At 61.0% G+C, this 25,351-nt stretch carries 23 protein-coding genes; 14 read left to right on the top strand and 9 right to left on the bottom strand.

Going from position 1 to position 25,351, the window contains the following annotated elements; genetic code table 11:
- Window positions 1–34: 34 nt before the first annotated feature.
- Complete coding sequence (locus CQ041_RS08140; RefSeq protein ID WP_105522579.1) at window positions 35–1,243, bottom strand: ammonium transporter; 1,209 nt, start codon at window positions 1,241–1,243, stop codon at window positions 35–37.
- Between the two features lie 346 nt (window positions 1,244–1,589).
- Between CQ041_RS08140 and CQ041_RS08145 the strand changes: the two genes are divergently transcribed.
- The 8 genes from CQ041_RS08145 to CQ041_RS08180 all read left to right on the top strand — a co-directional run bounded on the left by CQ041_RS08145 (window position 1,590) and on the right by CQ041_RS08180 (window position 10,372).
- Window positions 1,590–1,904: a YqjD family protein gene (locus tag CQ041_RS08145; RefSeq protein WP_105522303.1), complete on the top strand. Its 315-nt coding sequence runs from the start codon at window positions 1,590–1,592 to the stop codon at window positions 1,902–1,904.
- Between the two features lie 2 nt (window positions 1,905–1,906).
- A complete protein-coding gene (locus CQ041_RS08150) occupies window positions 1,907–2,290 on the top strand; it encodes a phage holin family protein (RefSeq protein WP_012723020.1) in 384 nt (127 codons plus the stop codon).
- Complete coding sequence (locus CQ041_RS08155; RefSeq protein WP_105522304.1) at window positions 2,287–2,628, top strand: hypothetical protein; 342 nt, start codon at window positions 2,287–2,289, stop codon at window positions 2,626–2,628. Before CQ041_RS08150 ends, CQ041_RS08155 begins: the two co-directional genes overlap by 4 nt.
- Window positions 2,629–2,722: 94 nt before the next feature.
- Window positions 2,723–3,886, top strand: coding sequence for an EAL domain-containing protein (locus tag CQ041_RS08160; protein WP_105522305.1), 1,164 nt, complete (start codon window positions 2,723–2,725; stop codon window positions 3,884–3,886).
- A gap of 71 nt (window positions 3,887–3,957) precedes the next feature.
- Entirely contained in the window at window positions 3,958–5,289 is a 1,332-nt protein-coding gene (locus CQ041_RS08165) for a deoxyguanosinetriphosphate triphosphohydrolase (protein ID WP_105522306.1), read from the top strand.
- Between the two features lie 160 nt (window positions 5,290–5,449).
- On the top strand, window positions 5,450–5,842 hold the full coding sequence (locus tag CQ041_RS08170; RefSeq protein WP_105522307.1) for a response regulator: 393 nt from the start codon (window positions 5,450–5,452) through the stop codon (window positions 5,840–5,842).
- Between the two features lie 259 nt (window positions 5,843–6,101).
- Window positions 6,102–6,728: a response regulator transcription factor gene (locus CQ041_RS08175; RefSeq protein ID WP_105522308.1), complete on the top strand. Its 627-nt coding sequence runs from the start codon at window positions 6,102–6,104 to the stop codon at window positions 6,726–6,728.
- Window positions 6,729–6,736: 8 nt separating this feature from the next.
- Window positions 6,737–10,372 carry a transporter substrate-binding domain-containing protein gene (locus tag CQ041_RS08180; RefSeq protein WP_105522309.1) on the top strand — a complete coding sequence of 1,212 codons (3,636 nt, stop codon included), beginning with the start codon at window positions 6,737–6,739 and terminating at the stop codon, window positions 10,370–10,372.
- A 25-nt stretch (window positions 10,373–10,397) separates the two neighbouring features.
- Here CQ041_RS08180 and CQ041_RS08185 read toward each other — a convergent pair whose 3' ends face one another.
- Together CQ041_RS08185 and CQ041_RS08190 are read right to left on the bottom strand one after the other, a co-directional pair.
- On the bottom strand, window positions 10,398–10,880 hold the full coding sequence (locus CQ041_RS08185; protein WP_105522310.1) for a GAF domain-containing protein: 483 nt from the start codon (window positions 10,878–10,880) through the stop codon (window positions 10,398–10,400).
- Window positions 10,877–11,767, bottom strand: a complete 891-nt coding sequence (locus CQ041_RS08190) for an ATP-binding protein (protein ID WP_105522311.1) — start codon at window positions 11,765–11,767, stop codon at window positions 10,877–10,879. The genes CQ041_RS08185 and CQ041_RS08190 overlap by 4 nt, the downstream gene beginning before the upstream one ends.
- Window positions 11,768–11,930: 163 nt before the next feature.
- On the opposite strand from CQ041_RS08190, the gene CQ041_RS08195 reads away from it, so the two are divergent.
- Window positions 11,931–14,240 (top strand): ATP-binding protein, encoded by a 2,310-nt coding sequence (locus CQ041_RS08195; RefSeq protein WP_105522580.1) that lies wholly within the window; start codon window positions 11,931–11,933, stop codon window positions 14,238–14,240.
- On the opposite strand, the gene CQ041_RS08200 is transcribed toward CQ041_RS08195, so the two are convergent.
- The 3 genes from CQ041_RS08200 to msrB form a co-directional block, all read right to left on the bottom strand.
- Window positions 14,194–14,673, bottom strand: coding sequence for a MarR family winged helix-turn-helix transcriptional regulator (locus tag CQ041_RS08200; protein ID WP_105522312.1), 480 nt, complete (start codon window positions 14,671–14,673; stop codon window positions 14,194–14,196). The genes CQ041_RS08195 and CQ041_RS08200 overlap by 47 nt on opposite strands.
- A complete protein-coding gene (locus CQ041_RS08205) occupies window positions 14,670–15,155 on the bottom strand; it encodes a glutathione peroxidase (protein ID WP_105522313.1) in 486 nt (161 codons plus the stop codon). Before CQ041_RS08205 ends, CQ041_RS08200 begins: the two co-directional genes overlap by 4 nt.
- Before the next feature lie 148 nt (window positions 15,156–15,303).
- Entirely contained in the window at window positions 15,304–15,696 is a 393-nt protein-coding gene (gene msrB, locus CQ041_RS08210) for a peptide-methionine (R)-S-oxide reductase MsrB (protein ID WP_105522314.1), read from the bottom strand.
- Window positions 15,697–15,898: 202 nt separating this feature from the next.
- Here msrB and CQ041_RS08215 point away from each other — a divergent pair, with 202 nt between their 5' ends.
- Both CQ041_RS08215 and htpX read left to right on the top strand, forming a co-directional pair.
- The gene (locus CQ041_RS08215) at window positions 15,899–17,110 is read left to right on the top strand and encodes a pyridoxal phosphate-dependent aminotransferase (protein WP_105522315.1); all 1,212 of its coding nucleotides are present in this window, start codon (window positions 15,899–15,901) and stop codon (window positions 17,108–17,110) included.
- 304 nt (window positions 17,111–17,414) lie between these two features.
- Window positions 17,415–18,302, top strand: coding sequence for a protease HtpX (gene htpX / locus CQ041_RS08220; RefSeq protein ID WP_105522316.1), 888 nt, complete (start codon window positions 17,415–17,417; stop codon window positions 18,300–18,302).
- Window positions 18,303–18,445: 143 nt separating this feature from the next.
- On the opposite strand, the gene CQ041_RS08225 is transcribed toward htpX, so the two are convergent.
- Window positions 18,446–19,102: a thiopurine S-methyltransferase gene (locus tag CQ041_RS08225; protein WP_105522317.1), complete on the bottom strand. Its 657-nt coding sequence runs from the start codon at window positions 19,100–19,102 to the stop codon at window positions 18,446–18,448.
- A 103-nt stretch (window positions 19,103–19,205) separates the two neighbouring features.
- Between CQ041_RS08225 and CQ041_RS08230 the strand changes: the two genes are divergently transcribed.
- A complete protein-coding gene (locus CQ041_RS08230; RefSeq protein WP_105522318.1) occupies window positions 19,206–19,973 on the top strand; it encodes a class III extradiol ring-cleavage dioxygenase in 768 nt (255 codons plus the stop codon).
- A gap of 84 nt (window positions 19,974–20,057) precedes the next feature.
- Here the strand turns inward: CQ041_RS08230 and CQ041_RS08235 are convergent, their stop codons facing one another.
- A complete protein-coding gene (locus CQ041_RS08235) occupies window positions 20,058–21,731 on the bottom strand; it encodes a DEAD/DEAH box helicase (RefSeq protein ID WP_016972326.1) in 1,674 nt (557 codons plus the stop codon).
- Window positions 21,732–22,154: 423 nt separating this feature from the next.
- Here CQ041_RS08235 and CQ041_RS08240 point away from each other — a divergent pair, with 423 nt between their 5' ends.
- Window positions 22,155–22,946: a crotonase/enoyl-CoA hydratase family protein gene (locus CQ041_RS08240; RefSeq protein WP_105522319.1), complete on the top strand. Its 792-nt coding sequence runs from the start codon at window positions 22,155–22,157 to the stop codon at window positions 22,944–22,946.
- Window positions 22,947–23,058: 112 nt separating this feature from the next.
- Here the strand turns inward: CQ041_RS08240 and CQ041_RS08245 are convergent, their stop codons facing one another.
- Window positions 23,059–23,814 (bottom strand): spermidine synthase, encoded by a 756-nt coding sequence (locus CQ041_RS08245; RefSeq protein ID WP_105522320.1) that lies wholly within the window; start codon window positions 23,812–23,814, stop codon window positions 23,059–23,061.
- A gap of 124 nt (window positions 23,815–23,938) precedes the next feature.
- On the opposite strand from CQ041_RS08245, the gene CQ041_RS08250 reads away from it, so the two are divergent.
- A complete protein-coding gene (locus tag CQ041_RS08250) occupies window positions 23,939–25,285 on the top strand; it encodes a class II 3-deoxy-7-phosphoheptulonate synthase (protein ID WP_105522321.1) in 1,347 nt (448 codons plus the stop codon).
- Window positions 25,286–25,351: the final 66 nt, after the last annotated feature.

Consider the following 25,351-nt stretch of genomic DNA (forward strand, 5'->3'; position numbering starts at 1 on the left):
TATTCTATGCCCGCCCCTTGCCGGTGGCGAGTCGCTAATCCTGGCTGACCGCGCCGATCTTGTGGATCGACAGGTCTGCGCCGTAATACTCCTCTTCCTGGCTCAAACGCAGCCCGCACACGCGCTTGATCACGCCGTAGACCAACAGGCCACCGCCCAGCGCGACGATCACGCCAAGGGCCGTGCCGATCAACTGACTGGCCAGGCTCACACCGCCCAGGCCACCCAGCGCGGTCTGGCCGAAAATGCCACAGGCGATCCCGCCCCACACGCCGCACAGGCCATGCAGGGGCCAGACGCCGAGCACGTCATCGATCTTCCAGCGATCCTGGGCAGCAATGAAGCACCACACGAACAAGCCACCGGCGATCACGCCCGTGACCAGTGCGCCCACCGGGTGCATCAGGTCGGAACCGGCGCAGATCGCCACCAACCCGGCCAGCGGGCCGTTGTGCAGGAAGCCCGGGTCGTTGCGGCCGATGATCAATGCCGCAACGGTGCCGCCGACCATCGCCATCAGCGAGTTGACCGCCACCAGGCCGCTGACACCGTTCAGGGTTTGCGCGCTCATCACGTTGAAGCCGAACCAGCCGACGATCAGGATCCACGAGCCCAACGCCAGGAATGGAATACTCGACGGCGCGAAGGCCACTAATCGGCCGTCACGGTATCGGCCGTTACGCGGCCCGAGCAGCAACACCGCTGCCAGCGCCAGCCAGCCGCCCATGGCGTGCACCACCACGGACCCGGCAAAATCATGGAAGCTGGCACCAAAGGTCGCAAGCAGCCAGGCTTGCAGGCCGAAGTTGCCGTTCCACACCATGCCTTCGAAGAACGGGTAGATAAACGCCACGATCAAGGCGGTGGCGCACAATTGCGGAACAAACCGCGCCCGTTCGGCGATACCGCCGGAAATGATCGCCGGGATCGCCGCCGCGAAGGTCAACAGGAAAAAGAACTTCACCAGGCCGTAACCATGGTCGGCGCTGATCACTGCCGCCGGTTGCATGAAGTTCACGCCGTAGGAGATCCAGTAGCCTATAAAGAAATAAGCCAGGGTGGAGATGGCGAAGTCGCTGAGGATCTTCGACAAGGCGTTGACCTGGTTTTTCTGACGCACTGTGCCGACTTCCAAGAACGCGAAGCCGGCGTGCATGGCCAGCACCATGACTGCACCGATCAGGATAAACAGGGTGTTGGAACTGTGGACGAGGGTGTCCACTGCACTTTGCAAATTTTCCATGGAGGTTGGCAGGCCTGCATTAAAGGCAAAAAGCACCAAAGCGGTTCAAGCCTGGATTTCGCGCACTAAATTGGTACCTGCGGCTCCACCCCTCTTCAGGAGGCGTGAACCGCCTTAGCGCAGCGATCAATACAACAGGCCGTTGCCGACAGGGTTTTTCCGCGAGTTTCAGTTATTTAGGGTAAGGTTTTTCGAGGCTTCCTGCCCGACCGCCCGGATTCAGCGCAAGCCCCGGGGCGTGCGCACCAAGGCAAAGCAAAAGCTGTACCAGACAATTGCACTGAACCTTCACCGAAGCCGGTGACTCGAAACCACAAGTAACGATCAGCCAATCACGGAGATAACCATGGCCAGAAGAACGGCAAAGACTGCGCAAGAAATACTGATGGCGGATTTTCAAGCCTTGGTCAGGGACACCGAGCAGTTGCTGGACGACACCACCAACCTCGCCGGTGACCAGGCCGATGAACTGCGCAGCAAGATTCACGAGAGCCTGCTCAAGGCCCGCGAAACCCTGCAACTGACCGAAGATTCCTTGCGCGAACGCGGCCAGGCGGCGGTCACCGCCACTGAAGATTACGTGCAGGCCAACCCTTGGCAGTCGGTCGGCATCGCCGCCGGCGTGGGCTTTCTGATCGGCCTGTTGGCCACAAGGCGCTAATTATGTCTATCGGCGAAACAGGCTCGTCCACGGGTACAACTTCCCGTCGTCTTGGCGCGGCCGTGCTGGGCTTGCTGCACAGCCACGTCGAGTTGTTTGGTATCGAATTGCAAGAGCAAAAGGCTCGCACCGTCAGCCTGCTGCTGTTTGCCGGCCTTGCGCTGGTATTTGCGCTGCTGTTGCTGGTGGGGTTGTCGACGCTGGTGATGATCTTGGTGTGGGACACCGGCTACCGCCTGACCGGAATCATCTGCCTCTGTGTCTTCTACAGCCTGGCCGCAGCCTTCTGCGGGGTGCGCCTGAAAGCCGCGGTGTTCGATGAGTCCACGCCGTTCCATGCCACGCTCGAAGAGCTGGCCAATGATCGGGAGCGCCTGCTGCCATGAGCCTGACTGAAGTGCCAAAAACCACCTCGCGGCGGGAAATGCGCAAGGCGTTGATCCGCCTGCGCATGGAAATGCACCGCCAGGAAATACGTCACGAATCCCAGCAATTGGTGTTGCCCCTGACCAAGGTGCGCAACCTCGGACAGAGCTGGCAAGACGGCCTGGGCATCAAGCATGCACCGCTGTGGGGTGTGGCTGCCGTGACGCTGATGGGCTTTTTCACCGGCAAAGGCGCCAAGGGCGGCGGCATCAGCAGCGTGACGCGCCTGGTACGACTGGGTGCAGGCTTGATCCCGTTGATCAAGTTGGCCATGCAGGGTTCTTCGCGCAAACGTTGAGCCTGCTGGCTGCATTCTTGCTAACAGAATCGGCTCGATCCCCGTTTTCGAGGGTCGGGCCTTTTTTTCGCCACCGTTCCACTAAGGAGGCCCCGTGATCGACGGGCAACCGCTCGCCTGCTTCCAGCCCTTTATCGACACCGCCACCGGCCGTATCGCCGGCGTCGAGGCACTGGGCCGCCTGCGCCAGGCGGACGGCCGCTTGCAGTCGGTAGGCCCGCTGTTTGCCGATCCACGCACGCCCGGGGTGACCTTGCGCCGCCTCGACCGGCTGATTCGCGAGAATGCGCTGAGCCGTCTGCACGAGACGCCGGAAGACTGGTTCCTGAGCCTGAACATCTCGCCCCGCTGGATCAACCGCCTACGGCCGGGCCAAGCCTTGCCGAGCCTGAAACAGATCCACAACCATGGCGTCGACCCGCAGCGCATCGTCTTCGAAATCACCGAGCTGGGCGGCGATATCCGCCGCTTGGCCGACGTGGTGGCACGCTACCGCGAGGCCGGCGCGAGGATTGCCATCGATGATTTCGGCGCCGGTTACTCGCAGCTCGACCGGGTACTGGCCCTGCAGCCGGATATCCTCAAATTGGACATGCGCTTGTTTCAGGACGCCGCCCGTGGCGGGCCCAGCAGTGAGGTGGTGCGGGCGCTGGCACAGATGGCCGAGAAAACCGGTTGCTGGATCATTGCCGAAGGCGTTGAAACCGAAGCGCAACTGAGCTTCGCCCTGGAATGCGGTTCGCGCTATGTGCAGGGCTACCTGTTCGCCCAGGCGGAACTCGACTGGTTCGCCGCCGATGCGTTCGTGCCGCATTTTGACCGGCTACGCAAAGCCTATGTCCAGCAGAAACTGGGGGAGCGCGGACGCATCATGCAACTGCGCCAGCAATTGGCTGAGTTGATGAACATCCTGCAGACCTGGGCCCAAGCCCAGGCCCCGCTGAGCCAGTTGCCCCAACTCCCTGCCTTCCCGTGGCTGCTGCGGTTTTACCAGTGCGACCGACACGGCACCCAGCTGACGCCGAATTTCGAGTGGCGCCAGGACGCCTGGCAGGCCGACAGCCGTTACCTGGGCCACAACTGGTCGTGGCGTCCGTATTTCTACCACCTGCTGGCCGAAGGGTGGGAGGAGCGGCGCCTGACGCTGTCTTCCACCTATCGCGACGCCACTACCAACCAGTACTGCCTCACTGCCGGACAATTCTTCGATAACGGTCAGCGCTTGCTGTTAATCGATATCGACGCGGCGGGGCTGTAGATTTTCGCTTGCCCGGGGCGCGCCGAACCGGGAAGCTGGGAGGGTCATTCACCGCACGGAGAGTACCCGCCTTGGATTGGCCCACCCTGCTTACCCGCGAGCGTCTTGGAAAGCCCCTGCACAGCCCTGAAGAACTGGGCCGCAGCCCGTTTCACAAAGACCATGACCGCATCATCTTCTCCGGTGCGTTTCGCCGCCTGGGCCGCAAGACCCAAGTGCACCCGGTGTCCAGCAACGACCATATTCACACCCGTCTGACCCATTCCCTGGAAGTCAGCTGCGTGGGCCGCTCCCTGGGCATGCGCGTGGGTGAAACGTTGCGCGGCGCCCTGCCCGACTGGTGCGACCCGAGCGACCTGGGCATGGTGGTGCAATCGGCCTGTCTGGCCCATGACATTGGCAATCCGCCGTTCGGGCACTCCGGCGAAGACGCCATTCGCCACTGGTTCCAGCAGGCCGCCGGACGTGGCTGGCTGGACGACATGAGTGGCGCCGAGCGCAATGACTTCCTCAATTTCGAGGGCAACGCCCAGGGTTTCCGCGTGCTCACCCAGCTCGAGTACCACCAGTTCGACGGTGGCACACGGCTGACCTACGCCACCCTGGGCACCTACCTCAAGTACCCCTGGACCGCGCGCCACGCAGATTCACTGGGCTACAAGAAACACAAGTTCGGCTGCTACCAGAGCGAACTGCCGATCCTCGAGCAGATCGCCCACAAGCTCGGCTTGCCGCAAATCGAGGATCAGCGCTGGGCCCGTCACCCGCTGGTGTACCTGATGGAAGCCGCGGACGACATCTGTTACGCCTTGATCGACCTCGAAGACGGCCTGGAGATGGAGCTGCTCGAATACGCCGAAGTGGAGTCACTGCTGCTGAACCTGGTGGGCGATGACCTGCCACAGACCTATCGCCAGTTGGGTGCGCAGGATTCACGCCGCCGCAAACTGGCCATCCTGCGCGGCAAGGCCATCGAGCACCTGACCAACGCCGCGGCGCAGGCCTTTGTCGAACAACAGGACGCCCTGCTCGCCGGCACCCTGCCCGGCGACCTGGTGGAGCACATGCACGGCCCCGCCCAGCGCTGCGTGCTGGACGCCAAGGACATGGCGCGCAAGAAAATCTTCCAGGACAAGCGCAAGACGCTGCACGAAATCGGCGCCTACACCACTTTGGAAATTCTGTTGAACGCGTTCTGTGGCGCAGCGTTGGAACAACATGGCGGACGTACGCCGTCGTTCAAGAACCGGCGCATCCTGGACCTGCTGGGCAATAGCGCGCCGAATCCCGCCTGGCCGTTGCATGCGTCGTTCCTGCGCATGATCGACTTCATCGCCGGCATGACCGACAGCTATGCCACCGAAATGGCGCGAGAAATGACAGGGCGCTCCAGCCCGCAATGATTCGACAGGGAAAGCTGCCTGTTCCTTGAGGAATCTACCTACAAAGGGAACAGAGCAGCCTGATCGAAGTCGCACAGACAGCCAAAGAATAATCACGCACGCTTCGGGCGAACCTCTCCTACTCGCCCCTCTTTGATGCCTGACCCATCGTGTGCACCCTATGCCCCTATATCCCCTTCGTATCCTGTTGGTGGAGGACCATCCCTTTCAGTTGCTCGCAACCCAGTGCCTGCTCAGGAGCTTCGGGTTTTGCCAGTTGACCCCGGCCGAAAACGCCGAGCAGGCCATTCGCGCGATGACGCAGGCACACACCCCGTTCGATATTCTCCTGTGCGACCAATGCCTGCCTGACCTGCCAGGGCTTGAGCTGATTGACATTGCCAACCGCCGGCACTTCATCATCAGCGCCATCCTGTTGAGCGGGCTGCCCGCCGATGAACTTTCAGCATTGCATACACAGGCACTGAAACGTAACTTGCCGCTGCTCGGTTATTTATCAAAGCCACTGAACAAAGAGGAACTTCTGGGTTTGGCACACCCGTTAATTAGATAATCATTGTAGGAATTTAAACGTGACAGTCCTACGAAAAGCCACCTGACGGCCCAGGCAAAACCCTTGATTCAGTGCCGCGTACATAAGCGCTGGCTAAACACCCACCGTTAGACTTACAAAGCCTTGGCAACCTGTGAGCCGATACCTTTTTTATTGTAGGAAGATTCCTGTTTTATACTTGTTGCCCCTTGCCTTCATGCTCCGGTCTGCGCTTCTGAGCTAATGTGCCCGCTTTATTTGCACTTGCACGGACAGGATCATGAACTCAGTTTTTATTATCGATGACCATCCCGTTATACGGCTTGCCATCCGAATGTTGCTGGAACACGAAGGCTACAAAGTCGTGGGGGAAACGGACAACGGATGTGACGCCATCCAGATGGTCCGTGAATGCCTCCCGGACCTGATCATCCTGGATATCGGCATTCCAAAACTCGATGGGCTGGAAGTGCTTTGCCGGTTCAACTCGATGAGCACCCCCATGAAGACGCTGATACTGACGGCCCAGTCGCCTACCCTGTTCGCCACCCGCTGCATGCGCTCGGGTGCAGACGGATATGTGTGCAAGGAGGGTGACCTGAGCGAACTGCTGAGTGCCATTCGCGCGGTATTGTCCGGCTACAACTACTTCCCCAGCCAGGCACTGAATGCCCACAGTGCCGACGGCGTGAACACCCACGAACTTGAACTGTTCAAAACTGTTAACGACCGGGAGTTGATGGTTTTACAACTGTTTGCCCAAGGCCGTACCAACAAGGAAATTGCCAAAGGCATGTTCCTGAGCAACAAGACCGTCAGCACTTACAAAAAGAGGCTCATGCAGAAACTTCAAGCCAAATCCTTGGTAGAACTTATCGAGATGGCAAAACGAAACGCGCTAGTGTGAGAAAGCGGATGCCCAGGCGTATAAAGGACTATTTGATTTTATTGAGTGCGTGCTTGTGCTTCAGCACCGCCGCGCTCGCCGACCATGAAGCAGGCCCGGAACATTTCACCCTATTGAGCCGCGCCGGTGCCGTGCAGTTGGAGACACATCTGAACAAAGCTCAGCGCCAGTGGTTGCAGAACAAGCGCGAGCTGGTGCTGGGCACCGCCTCTCCCGACTACCCTCCCTTCGACCTCACCTCCAGCGGCCGCGACTATGAGGGGCTCACAGCCGATTACGCCGGGCTGCTGGCCAAGGCCCTGGCGCTGCCGGTCAAGGTGCAGCGCTACCCGACCCGGGAGGCGGCCATTCGAGCGCTCGAAGCCGGCGATATCGACCTGCTGGGCTCATCCAACGGGTTTGAAGCAGCCAACCCCAATCTCGTCCTGTCCGAGCCTTACGCGGTGGACCAACCGGTGCTGGTCACCCGAGAGGGCGAAACGCGCAGCCTGAGCGAAGGCCTGGCCGGAATGCGCCTGGCCCTGGTCTACCATTACCTGCCCCTGGCAGAGGTGCAAAAGCTGTATCCCAAGGCAATCATCAAGGTCTACCCCTCCTACCAGAACGCCCTGAATGCTGTTGCATTCGAACAGGCCGACGTGTTTCTGGGCGATACCATCTCCACCCATTACATGATCAACAAGGGTTATCTCAAAAACATCCGCATGGCCAACTTCGGCAAGCACGAGGCCTATGGATTCAGCTTTGCCCTGGCCCGGCAGCAGCAGGTTCTTCTGAATATCGTCGATACGGTGCTGTCGGCCGTGCCCACGCTGGAACGGGACAACATCGCCAAGCGCTGGAGCGCCGGCAGCGATATCCTGCTCACCGACCAGAAGCTGCAACTGACCCAACGCGAAGAACGCTGGCTCAAGGAGCATCCGGTCGTCAAAGTCATCGTGAACGAAACCTTCGCGCCACTGACCTTCTTCGACGCTGACGGCAATTTTCGCGGGATCACCGCCGACCTGCTGGAACTGGTTCGCCTGCGCACCGGCCTGCGTTTCGAGGTGCTGCGCGAGCGTGACGTGAATGCGATGATCGCGCAGATCGAATCCGGGAAAGGCGACATGATCGGCGCCATCGTGCCCAGCGCCGAACGTGAAGCCCTGTTGAACTTCAGCCGACCCTACCTGGAAAACTCCTACGTCATGTTGACGCGCAAGGAGCGCCAGGCGCCGACCAGCCTTGAGGAAATGGAAGGCAAGCGCCTGGCAATCACACAAGGCAGCCCGCTGGCAACATTCCTGCGCGACAGCTTTCCGAATATTCAGCTGGTAGAAACCGGTGACTCGTTCAGGTCAGCCGAACTGCTCGTGCAGGGCCAGGTGGATGGCGCGGTCAATACCTTGGTCGTGGCCAATTACCTGTTGTCTTCGCAGGTGCTGCAGGACAAGGTCCAGATCACCTTCAGCATTGGCACGATGCCGGCCACTTTCGCCCTGGCAACCTCACGCGGCGCCACCGAACTCAGTTCCATCCTGGACAAAGCCCTGCTGAGCATCGCCCCCGACGAACTGGGGGTGATCAACAGCCGTTGGCGAGGCTACACCGCTGCCTCCGACAGCTACTGGCGCAACTACCATCAATTGATTGCCCGCATCATCATGGGCACCGGTGCACTGCTGCTGATTTCCCTGGCCTGGAACGCCTACATGCGCCGCCAGATCAAGCACCGGAAATTGGCCGAACGCGCGCTCAACGATCAATTTGAATTCATGCGCGCGCTCGTCAACGAGACCCCTCACCCGATCTATGTACGTGATCGCAAAGGTCTGCTGCAGACCTGCAACGACAGCTACCTGCAGGTGTTCGAGGTCAAGCGCGAAGACGTGATCGGCAAAAGTGCGATCCAGATGAGCGATGCCCTCGAAACCGATGCCACGCAATATCACGCCGACTACCAGCGGGTGATGGCCGAGGGCAATCCACTGATCATGGATCGCACGCTGCACATCAGCGGCAAGAAACTGACCATCTACCACTGGATCCTGCCGTACCGCGACTCCGTCGGCGAGGTTCAGGGCATCATTGGTGGCTGGATCGACATCAGTGAACGCCGACAGTTGTTCGACGAAATTCGTGCCGCCAAGGAGCGTGCCGACGAGGCCAATCGCGCCAAGAGCACCTTCCTGGCGACCATGAGCCATGAAATCCGCACCCCCATGAACGCCGTCATCGGCATGCTGGAGTTGACCCTCAAGCGCGCCGACCAGGGCCATCTCGACCGACCCGCCATCGAAGTGGCGTACAACTCGGCCAAGGACTTGCTGGAGCTGATCGGCGACATCCTCGATATCGCGCGCATCGAATCCGGACGCCTGAGCCTGGCGCCGGAACGCGTCAACTTGCGGGAGGTCGTCGAGTCGGTGGTGCGCGTGTTCGACGGGCTGGCCCGGCAGAAAACCCTCAGCCTGCTGCTGGATTTCCAACCCGACCTGGACGCCACCGATGTATTGATCGACCCGCTGCGTTTCAAGCAAGTGCTCTCCAACCTGGTGAGCAACGCCATCAAGTTCACCGAGCGTGGCCAGGTGAAGATCAAGGTGGAAATCCAGCCCACCGAACTGCCCCAGCAGGTCCGCATGAAGCTGGTGGTGGAAGACACCGGCATCGGTATCAGCCGGGACGACCAGCTGCGGCTGTTCGAGCCCTTTGCCCAGGCCGACAATTCCGGACAACTCGCCCGCAGCGGTGCTGGCCTTGGCCTGGTGATATGCCGCAGCCTCTGCGCGATGATGGGTGGGCAACTGAGCTTGAGCAGTGTGCCGATGGTGGGCACGCAGGTGCATCTCAGCCTGGACATGATGCGCCTGCAGCCGATGCAGGCGGCGGACGAGCTCAAGCCGCAGGCGCCGGCGACGGCATGCGTACTCAACGTGCTGGTGGTGGACGATCATCCAGCGAACCGTTTGCTGATGTGCCAGCAACTCGGGTACCTGGGCCACCTGTTCACGGCCGCCAATCACGGTGCCGCCGGCTTCCACGCGTGGCGCCAGGAGCGCTTCGACCTGGTGATCGCCGACTGCAACATGCCCATCATGAATGGCTACGAGTTGAGCCGCTCGATCCGCGAGTATGAGCAGCGTGAACAGCTCACACCCTGCGTGGTGTTGGGGTTTACCGCCAATGCGCAGCCTGAGGAGAAGGTGCGTTGCCGGGACGCTGGCATGAACGACTGCCTGTTCAAACCCATCAGCCTCACCGCGTTGGAGCGGCAACTGGCACAGATCGCGCCGCAACCGTCCACACTGCACCTGGACCTTGGCAATTTCGAGGCACTGACGGGCGGTGACCCGCAGATGAGTCGTCGGCTGTTGGTGGAACTGCTAAGCAGCAGTCGCCAGGATCGCCAGGAGTTGGCTGGACTGCTGGCCGGGCAAGCCCCACTCCAGGACATCATCGAGCAGGCCCACAAGATCAAGGGCGCCGCCCGTATCGTCCAGGCGAACGCGCTGGCGGGGCAGTGCGAAACGCTGGAACAGGCCTGTGCCCGAGGCGATGCCCGTGAGCAGGTCGACGCAGGTGTGAAGTCCCTGGAAAGGCTCATGCTTGAGCTAGAAAAGGCACTGCAAGTGCAGCTCGATGAGCTGGAGCGTCAATAAGGGGCGATGGAAGCCCCTCATGGGCTCAGCAGTCGGTCAAGCGCAGGAAGATCGCCGCCAGTTGCTCGATGCCGGCCTGGTCCTGGACGGTAAAGCGCGCCAGCGACGGGCTGTCCAGGTCAAGGACGCCAATCAGCTTGCCGTCCTTGACCAAGGGCACGACCAGTTCGCTGTTCGACGCGCTGTCACAGGCGATATGCCCGGGAAACTCATGCACGTCCTCGACCCGCTGAGTTTGCCGAGAGGCTGCAGCGGCGCCGCATACGCCACGGCCGAACGGAATACGCACACAGGCAATCTGGCCCTGGAACGGGCCGAGCACCAGTTCTTCATTGCGGTTGAGGTAAAAGCCGGCCCAGTTCAAGTCATCCAGTTGATTGAACAGGAACGCGGAAAACTGAGCACTGTTGGCGATGAAATCCCGCTCATCGGCCAGCAATGATTCCAGCTGCGCACAGAGCATGGCGTAGCCGTCGAGGCCGGTGCCGGCCTGTTGTAGATCGATCATGGTTGACGCTCCAGCAATTTGAGACCCACCCAGTAACGGGCGAATTGATACGCGCAACGGCCGTTGCGGTTGCCGCGCCCGGTGGCCCAGCGTACAGCGAGGATGTCGAGGGCTTCGTCGCGCTGCCACTGCAGGCCGGCCTTGTTCGCCAATTCGTCGATCCAGTGTTCCACCACATCCAGGAAGTGCTCCTGGGTAAAGGGGTAGAACGACAGCCACAGGCCGAAACGGTCGGACAAGGCGATCTTGTCTTCAACCGCTTCACTGGGGTGCAGTTCGCCGTCCACGCGTGTCCAGTTCTCGTTGTCGCTCTGGTTTTCCGGAACCAGGTGGCGACGGTTGGAGGTGGCGTACAACAACACATTTTCCGGCGCCTGCTCGAGCGAGCCGTCCAGCACGCTTTTGAGCACGCGGTAGTCGCCCTCACCGGCTTCGAACGACAGGTCATCACAGAACAGAATGAAACGTTGCGGTAGCTTGACCAGTTGCTCGACCACCCGTGGCAGATCGGCCAGGTGATCGCGCTCGATCTCGATCAAACGCAGGCCGGCCTTGGCATGCTGTGCCAGCAAGGCGCGCACCATGGACGATTTACCGGTACCCCGCGAGCCCCACAGCAGCGCATGGTTGGCGGGCAGGCCATCGATGAACTGCTGGGTGTTGCGGGCCAATTGTTCGCGTTGTTTGTCTACGCCGATCAGGTCGGACAGGCGCATGTCCAGGCTCACGTCCAATGGCAACAGGAAACCACTGCGGCCCTCACGCTGCCAACGGGCGGCCAGGCACTGATTCCAATCGATGGCTTGGCGCGGCGCGGGCAACAACGGCTCCAGGCGGGCGAGCACTGCATCGGCCCGCTCAAGAAAGGCATTCAATCGAGAATCCACGATTATTCCTCTGGCAAGTTCTTGCAAAAGATGGCGTATTGGCAGCCCTGCGGCAGAGCGCACGGTGCTGCGTGATAAAACGATTCATGCCGGGCAAGCCAGGGCGTGTGGATGTTCAGCTATGCTTGCCGGCGAAGGGAAACGTGAAGTGGTTCAACACTCGATGGATATCAAGTTCGCCCACCGCTTGTCTTATAAACAAGCCAGATTGACTGTGCTGGTCGGTTTCGTCTTGGGAACCTTGCTCAGCCTGATCCAAATCGGCATTGATTATGCCAGCGAAGACGCATCCATCAACCGTGAAATACGCTCACTGATCGAAATCAGCCACAATCCGGCCTCGCGCATCGCCTACAACATCGATGCCGAGTTGGCACAGGAACTGACCCTGGGCCTGCTCCACTCCCCCGCCATTGTTCGTGCGCGGTTGACCGACAACAACGGCGTGGTCTTGGCCGACGTAAACCGGCCGCGCAAGGAAAGCACCTACCGCCCCCTCAGCGATTTCCTGTTCGGCGCCAACCGCGCGTTCGAAGACCGGCTGTTTCTCAACCACATGCCCAACGACTCCCTCGGCATGCTGCGCCTGGACGTGGATACCTACGCGTTCGGCAGCCGTTTCCTGCACCGCGCCGAGATCACCCTGCTCAATGGTTTTGTCCGCAGCCTGTTGCTGACCGGCATCTTGCTCGGCGTGTTCTACGTGATGCTGACACAGCCGCTGGTGCGCATCATCCGGGAGCTGAGCAACCGCAAACAGACGCGCCTGGACTGCCCGCCCGGCCACGAAAACGACGAAATCGGCGTACTGGTGAATGTCGCCAACCAGCAATTCGAAAACATGGAGACCGAGATCCAGCAACGCCGCCACGCCGAGGACCGGCTGACGGAATACCTCGGGCAACTGGAACATATCGTGTCGGCGCGTACCCTTGAACTCAAGGCCAGCAACCAGCGCCTGAGCCAGTCCAACGATGAGCTGGAAACGGCAAAAATGCACGCGCTGGGCATGGCCCAGGCGCGGGCGGCGTTTCTGGCGAACATGAGCCACGAAATCCGCACCCCGCTCAACGGCCTGCTGGGGATGATCGCCCTGTCACTGGACAGCCCACTCAACGCCGATCAACGCCAGCAACTCTCGATCGCCCACGATTCCGGCAAAGTGCTGGTGGAGCTGCTCAACGATATCCTCGACCTGTCCAAGTTCGACGCCGGCCAACTGGAGCTGGAGCGCATCCCCTTCGACCTGGGTTCGCTGGTGGAAGACACCGCCAACCTGCTGTCGCAGAACGCCGCGCCGAGTGTCGAGCTGACGTGCCTGATCGATCCGCAGTTTCCCGCCCAGGTTCTGGGCGACCCGACCCGCGTGCGCCAGATCGTCAGTAACTTGCTGTCCAACGCCTTGAAATTCACCCGCTTTGGACGCGTGGACGTGCGTCTCAGCGCCCTTGAAAACGGGGTGCGTATCGAGGTGTGTGATACCGGCATCGGCATTGCACAGGAGGCCCAGGTGAAGATCTTCCAGCCGTTCACCCAAGCCGGCGCGGGCATCACGCGCCAGTTCGGCGGCACGGGCCTGGGCCTGGCGCTGACCCACAATTTGTGTGAAGCCATGCAGGGGCGCCTGAGCATCAGTTCGGAGGCCGGCTTTGGCAGCCAGTTCAGTGCCGAACTGCCACTGCCGACACACCTGCCCGCCGCACACCTTGCGCCGCTCAAGGGCGAGGTCATCGCCATCACCCGCCCCGACAATGGGCTGACGGAGTTGCTGACGACCCTGCTGCCGCACTGGGGGCTGACACCGCGCTGCTACCCTTACGAAGCGGATGTGCGCGGGCAAACGCCGGACCTGTTGATCACCGACTGCCCGGAGTGCCTGTTCCGCCTGCGGCCGCTCATCAGCGCGCCGATCCTGCTGGTGACCGCCTATGGCAACTTCATGCCCAGCGAAGAAGTCGCTGCGCTCGCGCCCCTGCAACAACAGGCGCGACCGCTGAGCCGCAACGCGCTGTATCAGATTCTGCAGCGCAACTTGCGCAGCGACACAGACCTTGCCCTCGACCCAATCCAGCTGGAAGCACCGCCCCTGACGCAGCGCGCGCGCATCCTGCTGGTGGAGGACAACCCGGTCAATCAACTGGTCGCCAAGGGCATGCTCAGCAAGCTGGGGTGCGAAGTGATCGTGGCCGCCCATGGCGGCGAGGCCCTCAAGTGCCTTGAGGAACGGCCCTTCGACATGGTCCTGATGGACTGCAACATGCCCGTGATGGACGGTTACGAGGCCAGCCGACAAATCCGCCAAAGCGGGCGCTGGCCCGACCTGCCTATCGTTGCCCTCACCGCCAATGCATTGGCCGAGGAGCGTGAGCGTTGCCGCGCGGCGGGCATGAATGACTACCTGGCCAAGCCGTTTCGCCGCGAAGAGCTCAGCGGCTTGCTGGATCTGTGGGTGCCGAGGACGACAAATCTCTGATCTGTCGTAGCAACTGGTCCAACCCCTCGCGCAAGGCATCGGCCTGGTTCAGGTCGACGCCGCTGTCGCACAGCAGCCGGGTCTTGAGGCCAAAGGCCTGATCACGCAACTGCACGCCGGCCGGGCTCAGGCTCAGGTGCACTTCACGTTCGTCCTTGGCGCTGCGCTGGCGCTTGACCAATGCGAGCTGCTCAAGGCGCTTGAGCAGCGGCGTCAGCGTGCCCGAATCAAGCAGCAGCCGTTCGCCCAAGGCTTTGACCGTAGGCTGCGGCGGGGCTGCCGCGTGCCATTCCCACAACACCAGCATGGCCAGGTATTGCGGGTACGTCAGGCCCAGTTGATCGAGCATCGGCTTATACGCACGGGTCACGGCCCGGGAAGCCGCGTAGAGCTTGAAACACAGCTGGTGGTCGAGGGCCAGGGAGACAGTCATTTGAGCAGGGCTTCAATCTCTTGGGCCAGTTCCTGGGGCTTGGTGGTCGGGGCGTAACGCTTGACCACCTGGCCATCGCGCCCGATGAGGAACTTGGTGAAATTCCACTTGATCCCCTTGGAACCCAGCAGGCCTGGCGCCTGCTTCTTGAGCTGTACGAACAGGGGATGGGCATCGCTGCCGTTGACGTCGATCTTCTTGAACAGCGGGAAACTGACGCCGAAGTTCAGCTCGCAGAACTCGGAAATCGCCCCCTCGTTACCGGGCTCCTGTTTGCCGAACTGGTTGCAGGGAAAACCGAGCACCACCAGGCCCTGGTCCTTGTACTGCTGCCAGAGCTGTTCCAGGCCCTTGTACTGAGGAGTGAAACCGCATTTGCTGGCAGTGTTGACCACCAGGATGGCCTTGCCGGCGAAATCAGCCAAGGTCTTTTGCTCACCCTTGATGGTGGTGCAAGGGATGCTCAGCAGGTTGTCGCTCATGGCAGTGCCTCGATCAGGAGAAAAGAAGCATAAACATAGTCAGCAATTCAATTGTGTGCAATTTAATTTCCGACATTGATACCGGGGTATCAACGCCAGACCTGTAGGAACGCGCTTGCTCGTGCCTACAGGGGCTGCGCCGTTGAGTTCAGCGGGGGACGAAGTCCAGGCACACCGAGTTGATGCAGTACCGCAGGCCGGTGGGCGGCGGGCCGTCGGGGAAAACGTGGCCCAAGTGCGCATCGCATTTGGCGCAGGTGACTTCGGTGCGGATCATGCCGTGGCTGACGTCACGGATCTCGATCATCGCGCTGTCGGCAATCGGCTCGTAGAAGCTGGGCCAGCCGCAGCCGGCATCGAATTTGGTCTTGGAGTCGAACAGCGGCTCATTGCAGCAGATACAGTGATAGACGCCGTCCGTGGTGGTGGCATTGTACTTGCCGGAAAACGGGCGCTCGGTGCCTTTGAGACGGCACACCTGGTATTGCGCCGGGTCGAGCATGTCCTGCCATTCCTGAAGGGTTTTCTGCAACTTTTCCATCGGTACACCTCGGCAACTGAAAAACCCTGATCTGTGTCTTTTCGCTGGATCAGGTGGCACGTATGATTGCGCCTCTTCAAAACACCAGTCTGGCACCCGCGCCATCGGCATTCAAACGTATTTATGGGTGCGGGACCCGCAGGATTCAACGTTCGGTCGTGCCCTCGCCGTCTGGATCGTTCATTTTCAGGATCACATCGCCATGCAGGTCAGCAAATCGAACAAGCTCGCCAACGTCTGCTACGACATTCGCGGCCCGGTGCTCAAGCACGCCAAGCGCCTGGAAGAGGAAGGCCAACGCATCCTCAAGCTGAACATTGGCAACCCGGCGCCCTTTGGTTTCGAAGCGCCGGAAGAAATCCTCCAGGACGTGATCCGCAACCTGCCGACCGCCCAGGGCTACAGCGATTCCAAGGGCCTGTTCAGCGCGCGCAAGGCGGTGATGCAGTATTACCAGCAAAAACAGGTGGAAGGTGTCGGTATCGAAGACGTCTACCTGGGCAATGGCGTGTCCGAGCTGATCGTGATGTCCATGCAGGCGCTGCTCAACAACGGTGACGAAGTGCTGGTGCCGGCGCCGGACTACCCACTGTGGACCGCCGCCGTGGCCCTGGCCGGCGGCAACCCGGTGCACTACCTGTGTGACGAAGGCGCCGACTGGTTCCCGGACCTGGCCGACATCAAGGCCAAGATCACCCCCAATACCAAGGCCCTGGTGATCATCAACCCGAACAACCCCACCGGTGCCGTGTATTCCAGGGAAGTGTTGCTGGGCATGCTCGAACTGGCACGCCAGCACAACCTGGTGGTGTTCTCCGACGAGATCTACGACAAGATCCTCTACGACGACGCCGTTCACATCTGCACCGCCTCCCTGGCGCCGGACCTGCTGTGCCTGACGTTCAACGGCCTGTCCAAATCCTACCGCGTGGCGGGCTTCCGCTCCGGCTGGATTGCCATCTCCGGCCCCAAGCACAATGCCCAGAGCTACATCGAAGGCATCGACATGCTGGCGAACATGCGCCTGTGCGCCAACGTGCCAAGCCAGCACGCGATCCAGACCGCCCTCGGCGGCTACCAGAGCATCAACGACCTGGTCCTGCCCCAGGGCCGCCTGCTGGAACAGCGCAACCGTACCTGGGAACTGCTCAACGCCATTCCGGGCGTGAGCTGCGTGAAGCCGATGGGCGCGCTGTATGCCTTCCCGCGCATCGACCCGAAAGTCTGCCCGATCCTGAACGACGAGAAGTTCGTACTCGACCTGCTGCTCTCGGAAAAACTGCTGGTGGTTCAGGGCACTGCATTCAACTGGCCGTGGCCGGATCACTTCCGCGTGGTGACGCTGCCGCGCGTGGATGACCTGGAAATGGCCATTGGTCGCATCGGCAACTTCCTCAAGTCCTATCGCCAGTAACGGATCCGTCGCTGTGCGGCCAGGTTTCGGTCGCACAGCGAGTATCTGGCAACACTTCTTTGCCTTTCACCTGGAACGGCGACTCGCTGGCCACGCACACCCCCTCTAACCCCTGTAATTACGGGTTTGCACGGCGTTGATGAACCGATCAAGCCGACTTTTCCATGTCGGAAAATCCTTTCAAGGGTCTACATTCAGGCTGTAGGACACAGTTTGAAATAGTCGCTCGGTTGAATCACCCCAGGCCGCACCTTATATACCCCGCAGTAAGCGACATATTAAGCATGAGGAGAACTCTACAACCATGATGCGCATCCTGCTGTTCTTGGCCACTAACCTGGCGGTCGTGCTGATTGCCAGCATCACCCTGAGCCTGTTCGGCTTCAACGGGTTCATGGCGGCCAACGGGGTTGATCTCAACCTCAATCAGCTGCTGATTTTCTGTGCGGTCTTTGGTTTTGCCGGCTCGCTGTTCTCGCTGTTCATCTCCAAGTGGATGGCGAAGATGAGCACCAGCACCCAGATCATCACCCAACCCCGCACCCGCCATGAACAATGGTTGATGCAAACCGTGGAGCAGTTGTCTCGGGAAGCCGGCATCAAGATGCCCGAAGTGGGGATTTTCCCCGCCTACGAGGCCAACGCCTTCGCCACGGGCTGGAACAAGAACGACGCGCTGGTCGCGGTGAGCCAAGGCCTTCTGGAGCGTTTTTCGCCCGATGAAGTCAAGGCCGTGCTGGCCCACGAGATCGGCCACGTGGCCAATGGCGACATGGTTACCCTGGCGCTGGTGCAAGGCGTGGTGAACACCTTCGTGATGTTCTTCGCGCGGATCATCGGCAACTTTGTCGACAAAGTGATCTTCAAGAACGAAGAAGGCCGTGGCATTGCCTACTTCGTGGCGACCATCTTTGCCGAAATCATCCTGGGCTTCCTGGCCAGCGCGATCGTGATGTGGTTCTCGCGCAAACGCGAGTTCCGTGCAGACGAAGCCGGCGCAAGCCTGGCAGGCACCGGTGCGATGATCAGCGCACTGCAACGCCTGCGTTCGGAACAGGGCCTGCCGGTGCACATGCCGGACAGCCTGACCGCCTTCGGCATCAACGGCGGCATCAAGCAGGGCCTGGCTCGCATGTTCATGAGTCACCCGCCGCTGGAAGAGCGTATCGACGCATTGCGTCGTCGGGGCTGATAAACGCGATACAAAAAGGGGCGATCTGATCGCTCCTTTTTTTTGCCTGTGCGTTGTGTGTCCAGGTCACTGCCGCTATCACGGGCAAGCCCACTCCCACAGGGGAATGCATTCCACATCGGGGTTTGCCCGCGATGGCAGGGTCAACGCCTCGCCAAACGGAAGACGCGCTCTTCGAGGCGCGTGACGCCGTCTTGCACGAACTTCCAGCTCTCACCGAGGATATCCCGCTCCTCCAGCACCTGCAGCCCCCACTGCTCGCCCAGCAACCCGCGCACTTCGTCGTCGGTCACCGCGAACGGTGGCCCGGCTTTTTGCGCCTGGTCGTAGTCGAGGGTGATCAACAGCCCCTGGCAGCCCGGTGGCAGGCTCTTATTGAGATGTTCGGCGTACCGCGCACGCATCAGCGGCGGCAGTGCGATCAGGGCCGCACGGTCGTACAGCGCGCCGCACTCGGCCAGTGCCTGGGCATCGATGGCAAAGAAGTCGCCACACCACACCTCGATCGAACCCGCCTGATACACCGTGAAGACACCGCGTCGGCTGATCAGGGGCACAAGGTCCTGCTCAGTGAAAAACGCCGCCACTGCCTGCTCAGACAGCTCCACACCCATGACACGCAACCCCTGGCTGGCCAACCAGCGCAAATCCAGGCTTTTGCCACACAACGGCACCAGCACCTTGGTCGACGCAGGCACAGCCAGCGAAGGCCAGTGACGTTGCAGGTACGGATTGACCTCGTGCAGATGAAAGCCAATCTGATTGCGCGCCCAGCGCTCCCGCCAAAACTCAGGCTCCATGGATCCCCCCGAAAATTCGATCAAATGCTGCGAAAACTTATATTAGATATAGATCAGTGATCTGATTGAAGATGGGTCCATGTTAACGCCCAGGACCCAGATTATGCTCCCTAGCCTGTTTATCTCCCACGGTTCGCCCATGCTCGCCCTGCAACCCGGCGCCAGCGGTCCGGCCTTGCAGCGCCTGGCCGCCGCACTGCCACGGCCGAAAGCGATTGTGGTGGTGTCGGCGCATTGGGAAAGCCATGAGCTGCTGGTCAGCGGCGGCGCTGCACCCGACACCTGGCATGATTTCGGCGGCTTCCCCCGCGAATTGTTCGCGGTGCAATACCCTGCACCCGGCGATCCGCAACTGGCCGCCGAGATCGTCGACCTGCTGCACGCCGACGGCCTCACGGCGCGCATCGACGAGCAGCGCCCCTTCGACCATGGCACCTGGGTGCCCCTTTCGCTGATGTACCCCGCGGCCGATATCCCGGTCGTGCAAGTGTCCCTGCCAAGCCGCATGGGCCCTGCCCTGCAAACCCGAGTCGGGCACGCGCTCGCCAGCCTGCGCGAGCAAGGCGTACTGTTGATCGGTTCCGGCAGTATCACCCATAACCTGGGAGAACTGGACTGGCACGCAGGCCCTGAGAGTATCGAGCCGTGGGCGCGGGACTTTCGCGACTGGGTGGTCGATAGATTGACCGCCAATGATGAAAGCGCGCTGCATGACTACCGCCGCCAGGCACCGCACGCGGTGCGCAGCCATCCCAGCGATGAGCATCTTTTACCGCTGTATTTCGCGCGGGGTGCCGGGGGTGAATTCAGCGTGGCCCACCAAGGGTTCACCCTGGGCGCGCTTGGCATGGACATCTACCGCTTCGGCTAGCCCAGAGGCCTCAAACAGGAGCCAAAAAAAATCCCCGAACCAGTCGGGGATTTTTTATGTGCGATCAATCAGCCCGGGGGCGGATCAATCTTCGCGGTAGCGACGCAGCTTCAGCTGCTTGCCGGCAACGCGAGTGTCTTTCAGCTTGGCCAGCAGTTTTTCCAGACCGTCTTCCGGCAGCTCCACCAGGGAGAAGCTGTCACGGACCTGGATGCGACCGATGGCTTCACGTGCCAGGCCACCCTCGTTGAGGATAGCGCCCAGCAGGTTCTTGGCCGCGATACCGTCACGCGCGCCCAGCGCGGTACGGCAACGAGCACGACCTTCAGCCAATGGAACCGGAGCACGACGCTCACGATCACCACGGTCTGGACGGTCGCCGGAACGCTCTGGACGATCACCGCGCGGGGCGCTGTTCGGAACCAGTGGACGTTCTTTCTCGATGGCTGCCAGGGTCAGGGCCTGACCGTTGGTTGCCTTGCGCAGCAGGGCTGCAGCCAGGGCACGCGGGGTGCAACCGATATCGGCGGTCAGGCGATCGAGCAGATCACCGTGGGTCGATTCGGCGTCAGCCACCAGCGGCGACAGGCTGTTGGTCAGTTTCTTGATGCGCGCATCCAGGACAGCTTGGGCGTCCGGCAGGCGAACTTCAGCCACTTTCTGACCGGTTACACGCTCGATCACTTGCAGCATGCGGCGCTCACGCGGAGTCACCAGCAGCAGTGCACGACCTTCGCGACCGGCACGGCCGGTACGGCCGATACGGTGAACGTAGGACTCTGGGTCGTAGGGCATATCAACGTTGAACACGTGGGTGATACGTGGAACGTCGAGGCCACGGGCAGCAACGTCGGTCGCAACAACGATGTCCAGACGGCCATCCTTGAGGGAGTCGATCACGCGCTCACGTTGGTTCTGGGCGATGTCACCGTTCAGCGCAGCGGCTTTGTAGCCTTTGGCTTCCAGGGCACTGGCCAGGTCCAGGGTCGCTTGCTTGGTGCGCACGAACATGATCAGGGCGTCGAAGTCTTCGACTTCCAGCAGGCTCAATACAGCCGAGGTCTTCTGGTCAGCGTGAACCAACAGGTGAGCCTGTTCGATCGCGGTAACGGTCTGAGTCTTGGTCTGGATCTTGACGTGCTCTGGGTCACGCAGGTGACGCTCGGCAATGGCACGGATCGACTGCGGCAGGGTGGCCGAGAACAGCACGGTCTGACGGGTCGGTGGCAGCGCCTTGAAGATGACTTCCAGGTCATCCATGAAGCCCAGCTTCAGCATTTCGTCAGCTTCGTCGAGAACCAGGTGGTTCACGGTCGACAGGACTTTTTCGTCACGACGCAGGTGGTCGCACAGACGGCCCGGGGTGGCGACAACGATCTGTGCGCCATTACGGATTGCTTTGAGTTGTGGGCCCATAGGCGCGCCGCCGTAAACGGCCACAACGGTTACGCCTGGCATTTGCTTGGCGTAGGTTTCAAAAGCGGTTGCTACTTGCAGCGCCAACTCACGGGTTGGCGCCAGGATCAGGGCTTGCGGTTCGCGCTTGGCAGGATCGATGCACTGCAGGATAGGCAGGGCGAAGGCAGCGGTTTTACCGGTACCCGTCTGCGCCTGACCGATCATGTCCTTGCCGGCCATGATGATCGGGATCGATTGCTGCTGAATCGCCGAAGGCTCTTCGTAGCCAGTCGCTGCGACGGCTGCAAGAATATTCGGGTTAAGATTAAAAGCGGCGAAGCCGCCGGTTTCCTGGGTCATGGGTCTGCCTCTAAGTGCATCCGCAAAGACCCATGCTCCAAAGCTGCGCATGCCGTGTTGAGACTCAAGAGTCGCCCTGGCTGCTTTGTCGGCGGGGATTTGCGAAAACGAATGAATGAAAAAGATTCGTCAAGGGAGAGTCCGCTGTGCGGACGAGCAGCCGAAGCTGACTTCGGGGAATTGCGCTACCTAAACGCGGCCCGGTTAAAGGCCGGCGCGCACTATACCGGAAATAGCTGAAAAAGGGAGCTTTTTTTATCTCAAAGCGCCGATAAACCGCGCTGTGTCACAGTCTTTGCACATAACCGCCGCAAGGTCTATTTTTGAAAGGCCCGGCCCTGCTAGTCATAAAGCTTAAACGGTTCACCCAGCCATCGAGACCTTTCGGTCCGAAACCTATCCCCGCGCCCGAGGGCACACCCGATGAATCAAGCCAGCAGTAGCCGCGTCAGCCGTGAACTCCAGGGCCATGTCCTGCTGTTGGGCCTGGACCGGGTGGCCAAGCGCAATGCCTTCGACCTGGACCTGCTCAATGAATTGAGCCTGGCGTATGGCGAATTCGATCGAAACGTCGACGCACGGGTCGCCGTGGTGTTTGCCCACGGTGAACATTTTACCGCCGGGCTGGACCTGGCCAATGTCAGCGGGTTGATGGCCGGCGGTTGGGTGCCACCGCTGGGGGGATGTGACCCCTGGGGCGTGTTTGCCGGACCACGTGTCAGTAAGCCGGTGATCATTGCCGCCCAGGGCTACTGCCTGACCATCGGCATCGAGCTGATGCTGGCGGCGGACATCAACCTCTGTGCCAGCAACACCCGCTTTGCACAGATGGAAGTGCAACGCGGGATCTTTCCGTTTGGCGGCGCGACATTGCGCCTGCATCAAATCGCAGGCTGGGGTAACGCGATGCGCTGGCTGCTCACTGGCGACGAATTCGACGCCCATGAAGCCCTGCGCCTGGGCCTGGTGCAGGAGGTGATGGCCAGCGAAGACTTGCTGCCGCGTGCCGTCGAACTGGCCAACCGCATCGCACGCCAGGCGCCATTGGGGGTGCAGGCCACGTTGATGTCGGCGCGACTGGCGCACATGGAGGGTGAGGCCGTCGCGGCGGCGGCGTTACCGCCAATGGTGGACAAATTACTCAACAGCGAGGATGCCAAGGAGGGTGTGCGGGCGATGATTGAGAAGCGGCCCGGAGTATTCAAGGGTATTTGAGCCAGGGCAGCGATGGCCTTATCGGGGGCAAGCCCCCTCCCACAGTTTGAATGTATTCACAGGTCAAAAAGGTGGGAGGGGGCTTGCCCCCGATAGCATCCGACCAGGCCACTCAAGTCGCCGGCCGAATCGCCTTGATCAACGCCTGCAACGAATACCCCAAACGAGGCGCCAGAGCCTCGGCACGGGCCGAAAGCGCTCCAAGGTCCAGTTCCTGATCCAGCTCCGAAGGCACCAGCAGAATCACATTGCCCTCCTTCACCGGCAGCTCCCAGTAATGCCGGTGGTACAATCCGCGCAGCAACGCCGCGCCCAGCGGCTTGCCATCGTCGGTGGCCCACTGGTTGATCACCAGCCAGCCGCCGGGGGTGAGCTTCTTCTGGCAGTTTTCCAGGAAGGTCCAGGCGAGATGCCCCACGCCCGGGCCGACATCGGTGTAAAGGTCGACGAAAATCAGATCCGCCGATTCAGCGGTTTCGAGCAATTGCACGGCGTCGCCGATGCGAATGTACAAACGCGGATCATCGTCCAGCCCCAGGTATTCAATGGCCAGGCGCGGTACGTCGGGGCGCAGTTCGATGGCTTCCACGTCTTCCAGTGGCAAGAACTTGAGACAGGCCTGGGTCAGCGTGCCGGCGCCCAGGCCAAGGAACAACGCGCTGTCCGGCTGTTCATGGCACAACGCGCCAATCAGCATCGCGCGGGTGTAGTCGTACTCCAGCCAACTCGGGTCAGCAGTGAACACGCAGCTTTGCTCGATGGCATCGCCGAACTCGAGAAAACGGTAATCGGCCACTTCGAGCACGCGGATCATGCCGAAGTCATCATGGACTTCGGCCAACAGGCGCTCGACACGCTCCTCGGTCATCACTACTCCTAACGGGGTTGCTGCACGGCAAAGGCGCGATTGTCGGCCAACCGGCGGCAACAGGTCACGCACTAATTGCTGATAACATTGGCGCCCGACCGTCAATCAACCAATCGAGTTCATGATGAGCCAACCCTGGAGCCCCGACAGCTGGCGCGCCCTGCCGATCCAGCAACAACCCCAGTACCCGGACGCTGCGCACTTGCTGCAAGTGGAGCAGAACCTCGCCAGCTATCCGCCGCTGGTGTTTGCCGGGGAAGCCCGCGAGTTGCGCCGTCAGTTCGCCGAAGTGACCCAGGGTCGCGCGTTCCTGTTACAGGGTGGCGACTGCGCCGAAAGCTTTGCCGAGTTCTCTGCGGCAAAAATCCGCGACACCTTCAAAGTGCTGCTGCAGATGGCCATCGTGATGACCTTCGCTGCCGGTTGCCCGGTGGTGAAGGTCGGGCGCATGGCCGGCCAGTTCGCCAAACCGCGCTCGGCCAACGATGAAACCATCGACGGCATCACCCTGCCCGCTTACCGTGGCGACATCGTCAATGGCATCGGCTTTGACGAAAAAAGCCGTGTGCCGGACCCGGACCGCCTGCTGCAGTCCTACCACCAGTCCACCGCCACGCTGAACCTGCTGCGGGCCTTTGCCCAGGGCGGCTTCGCCGACCTGCACCAGGTGCATCAGTGGAACCTGGACTTCATCGCCAACTCCGCACTGGCCGAGAAGTACAGCCTGCTGGCCGACCGCATCGACGAAACCCTGGCGTTCATGCGTGCCTGCGGCATGGACAGCTCGCCGCAATTGCGCGAAACCAGCTTCTTTACCGCCCACGAAGCACTGCTGCTCAACTACGAACAGGCTTTCGTGCGCCGTGACAGCCTCACCAACGACTATTACGACTGCTCGGCGCACATGCTGTGGATCGGCGACCGTACCCGTCAGTTGGATGGCGCTCATGTCGAATTCCTGCGCGGGGTGCATAACCCGATTGGCGTCAAGGTCGGGCCGAGCATGAACCCGGATGACCTGATCCGCCTGATCGACATCCTCAATCCGCAGAACGACCCCGGCCGCCTCAACCTGATCGCGCGCATGGGCGCCGGCAAGGTCGGCGACCACCTGCCCAACCTGATCCGCGCCGTCCAGCGCGAGGGCAAGCAGGTGTTGTGGAGTTCCGACCCGATGCACGGCAATACCATCAAGGCCAGCAGCGGCTACAAGACCCGTGATTTCGCGCAGATTCTTGGCGAGGTGAAGGACTTCTTCCAGGTACACGAGGCCGAAGGCACGTATGCCGGCGGGATTCATATCGAGATGACCGGGCAGAACGTCACCGAATGCATCGGCGGCGCGCGGCCGATCACTGAAGATGGGTTATCGGACCGTTACCACACCCATTGCGACCCGCGGATGAATGCCGATCAGTCGCTGGAGTTGGCGTTTCTGATTGCCGAAACCTTGAAACAGGTCAGGCGCTGAGCGTGTTGTTGCCTTTTAGGGCCCCATCGGGGGCAAGCCCCCTCCCACCTTTGAATGTGTTCACGC

It is taken from the genome of Pseudomonas sp. MYb60 (assembly GCF_002979555.1).
Classification (GTDB): domain Bacteria; phylum Pseudomonadota; class Gammaproteobacteria; order Pseudomonadales; family Pseudomonadaceae; genus Aquipseudomonas.

Bases quoted from the DNA above. Each gene is read 5' to 3' on its own strand.
- CQ041_RS08245 (WP_105522320.1), bottom strand. From the start codon at position 23,814: ATGACCGAGGAGCGTGTCGAGCGCCTGTTGGCCGAAGTCCATGATGAC.
- CQ041_RS08250 (WP_105522321.1), top strand. From the start codon at position 23,939: ATGAGCCAACCCTGGAGCCCCGACAGCTGGCGCGCCCTGCCGATCCAG.
- CQ041_RS08225 (WP_105522317.1), bottom strand. From the start codon at position 19,102: ATGGAGCCTGAGTTTTGGCGGGAGCGCTGGGCGCGCAATCAGATTGGC.
- msrB (WP_105522314.1), bottom strand. From the start codon at position 15,696: ATGGAAAAGTTGCAGAAAACCCTTCAGGAATGGCAGGACATGCTCGAC.
- CQ041_RS08140 (WP_105522579.1), bottom strand. From the start codon at position 1,243: ATGGAAAATTTGCAAAGTGCAGTGGACACCCTCGTCCACAGTTCCAAC.
- CQ041_RS08170 (WP_105522307.1), top strand. From the start codon at position 5,450: ATGCCCCTATATCCCCTTCGTATCCTGTTGGTGGAGGACCATCCCTTT.
- CQ041_RS08200 (WP_105522312.1), bottom strand. From the start codon at position 14,673: ATGACTGTCTCCCTGGCCCTCGACCACCAGCTGTGTTTCAAGCTCTAC.
- CQ041_RS08215 (WP_105522315.1), top strand. From the start codon at position 15,899: ATGCAGGTCAGCAAATCGAACAAGCTCGCCAACGTCTGCTACGACATT.
- CQ041_RS08180 (WP_105522309.1), top strand. From the start codon at position 6,737: ATGCCCAGGCGTATAAAGGACTATTTGATTTTATTGAGTGCGTGCTTG.
- CQ041_RS08195 (WP_105522580.1), top strand. From the start codon at position 11,931: ATGGATATCAAGTTCGCCCACCGCTTGTCTTATAAACAAGCCAGATTG.
- CQ041_RS08155 (WP_105522304.1), top strand. From the start codon at position 2,287: ATGAGCCTGACTGAAGTGCCAAAAACCACCTCGCGGCGGGAAATGCGC.
- htpX (WP_105522316.1), top strand. From the start codon at position 17,415: ATGATGCGCATCCTGCTGTTCTTGGCCACTAACCTGGCGGTCGTGCTG.
- CQ041_RS08240 (WP_105522319.1), top strand. From the start codon at position 22,155: ATGAATCAAGCCAGCAGTAGCCGCGTCAGCCGTGAACTCCAGGGCCAT.
- CQ041_RS08145 (WP_105522303.1), top strand. From the start codon at position 1,590: ATGGCCAGAAGAACGGCAAAGACTGCGCAAGAAATACTGATGGCGGAT.
- CQ041_RS08150 (WP_012723020.1), top strand. From the start codon at position 1,907: ATGTCTATCGGCGAAACAGGCTCGTCCACGGGTACAACTTCCCGTCGT.
- CQ041_RS08185 (WP_105522310.1), bottom strand. From the start codon at position 10,880: ATGATCGATCTACAACAGGCCGGCACCGGCCTCGACGGCTACGCCATG.
- CQ041_RS08230 (WP_105522318.1), top strand. From the start codon at position 19,206: ATGCTCCCTAGCCTGTTTATCTCCCACGGTTCGCCCATGCTCGCCCTG.
- CQ041_RS08235 (WP_016972326.1), bottom strand. From the start codon at position 21,731: ATGACCCAGGAAACCGGCGGCTTCGCCGCTTTTAATCTTAACCCGAAT.
- CQ041_RS08175 (WP_105522308.1), top strand. From the start codon at position 6,102: ATGAACTCAGTTTTTATTATCGATGACCATCCCGTTATACGGCTTGCC.
- CQ041_RS08205 (WP_105522313.1), bottom strand. From the start codon at position 15,155: ATGAGCGACAACCTGCTGAGCATCCCTTGCACCACCATCAAGGGTGAG.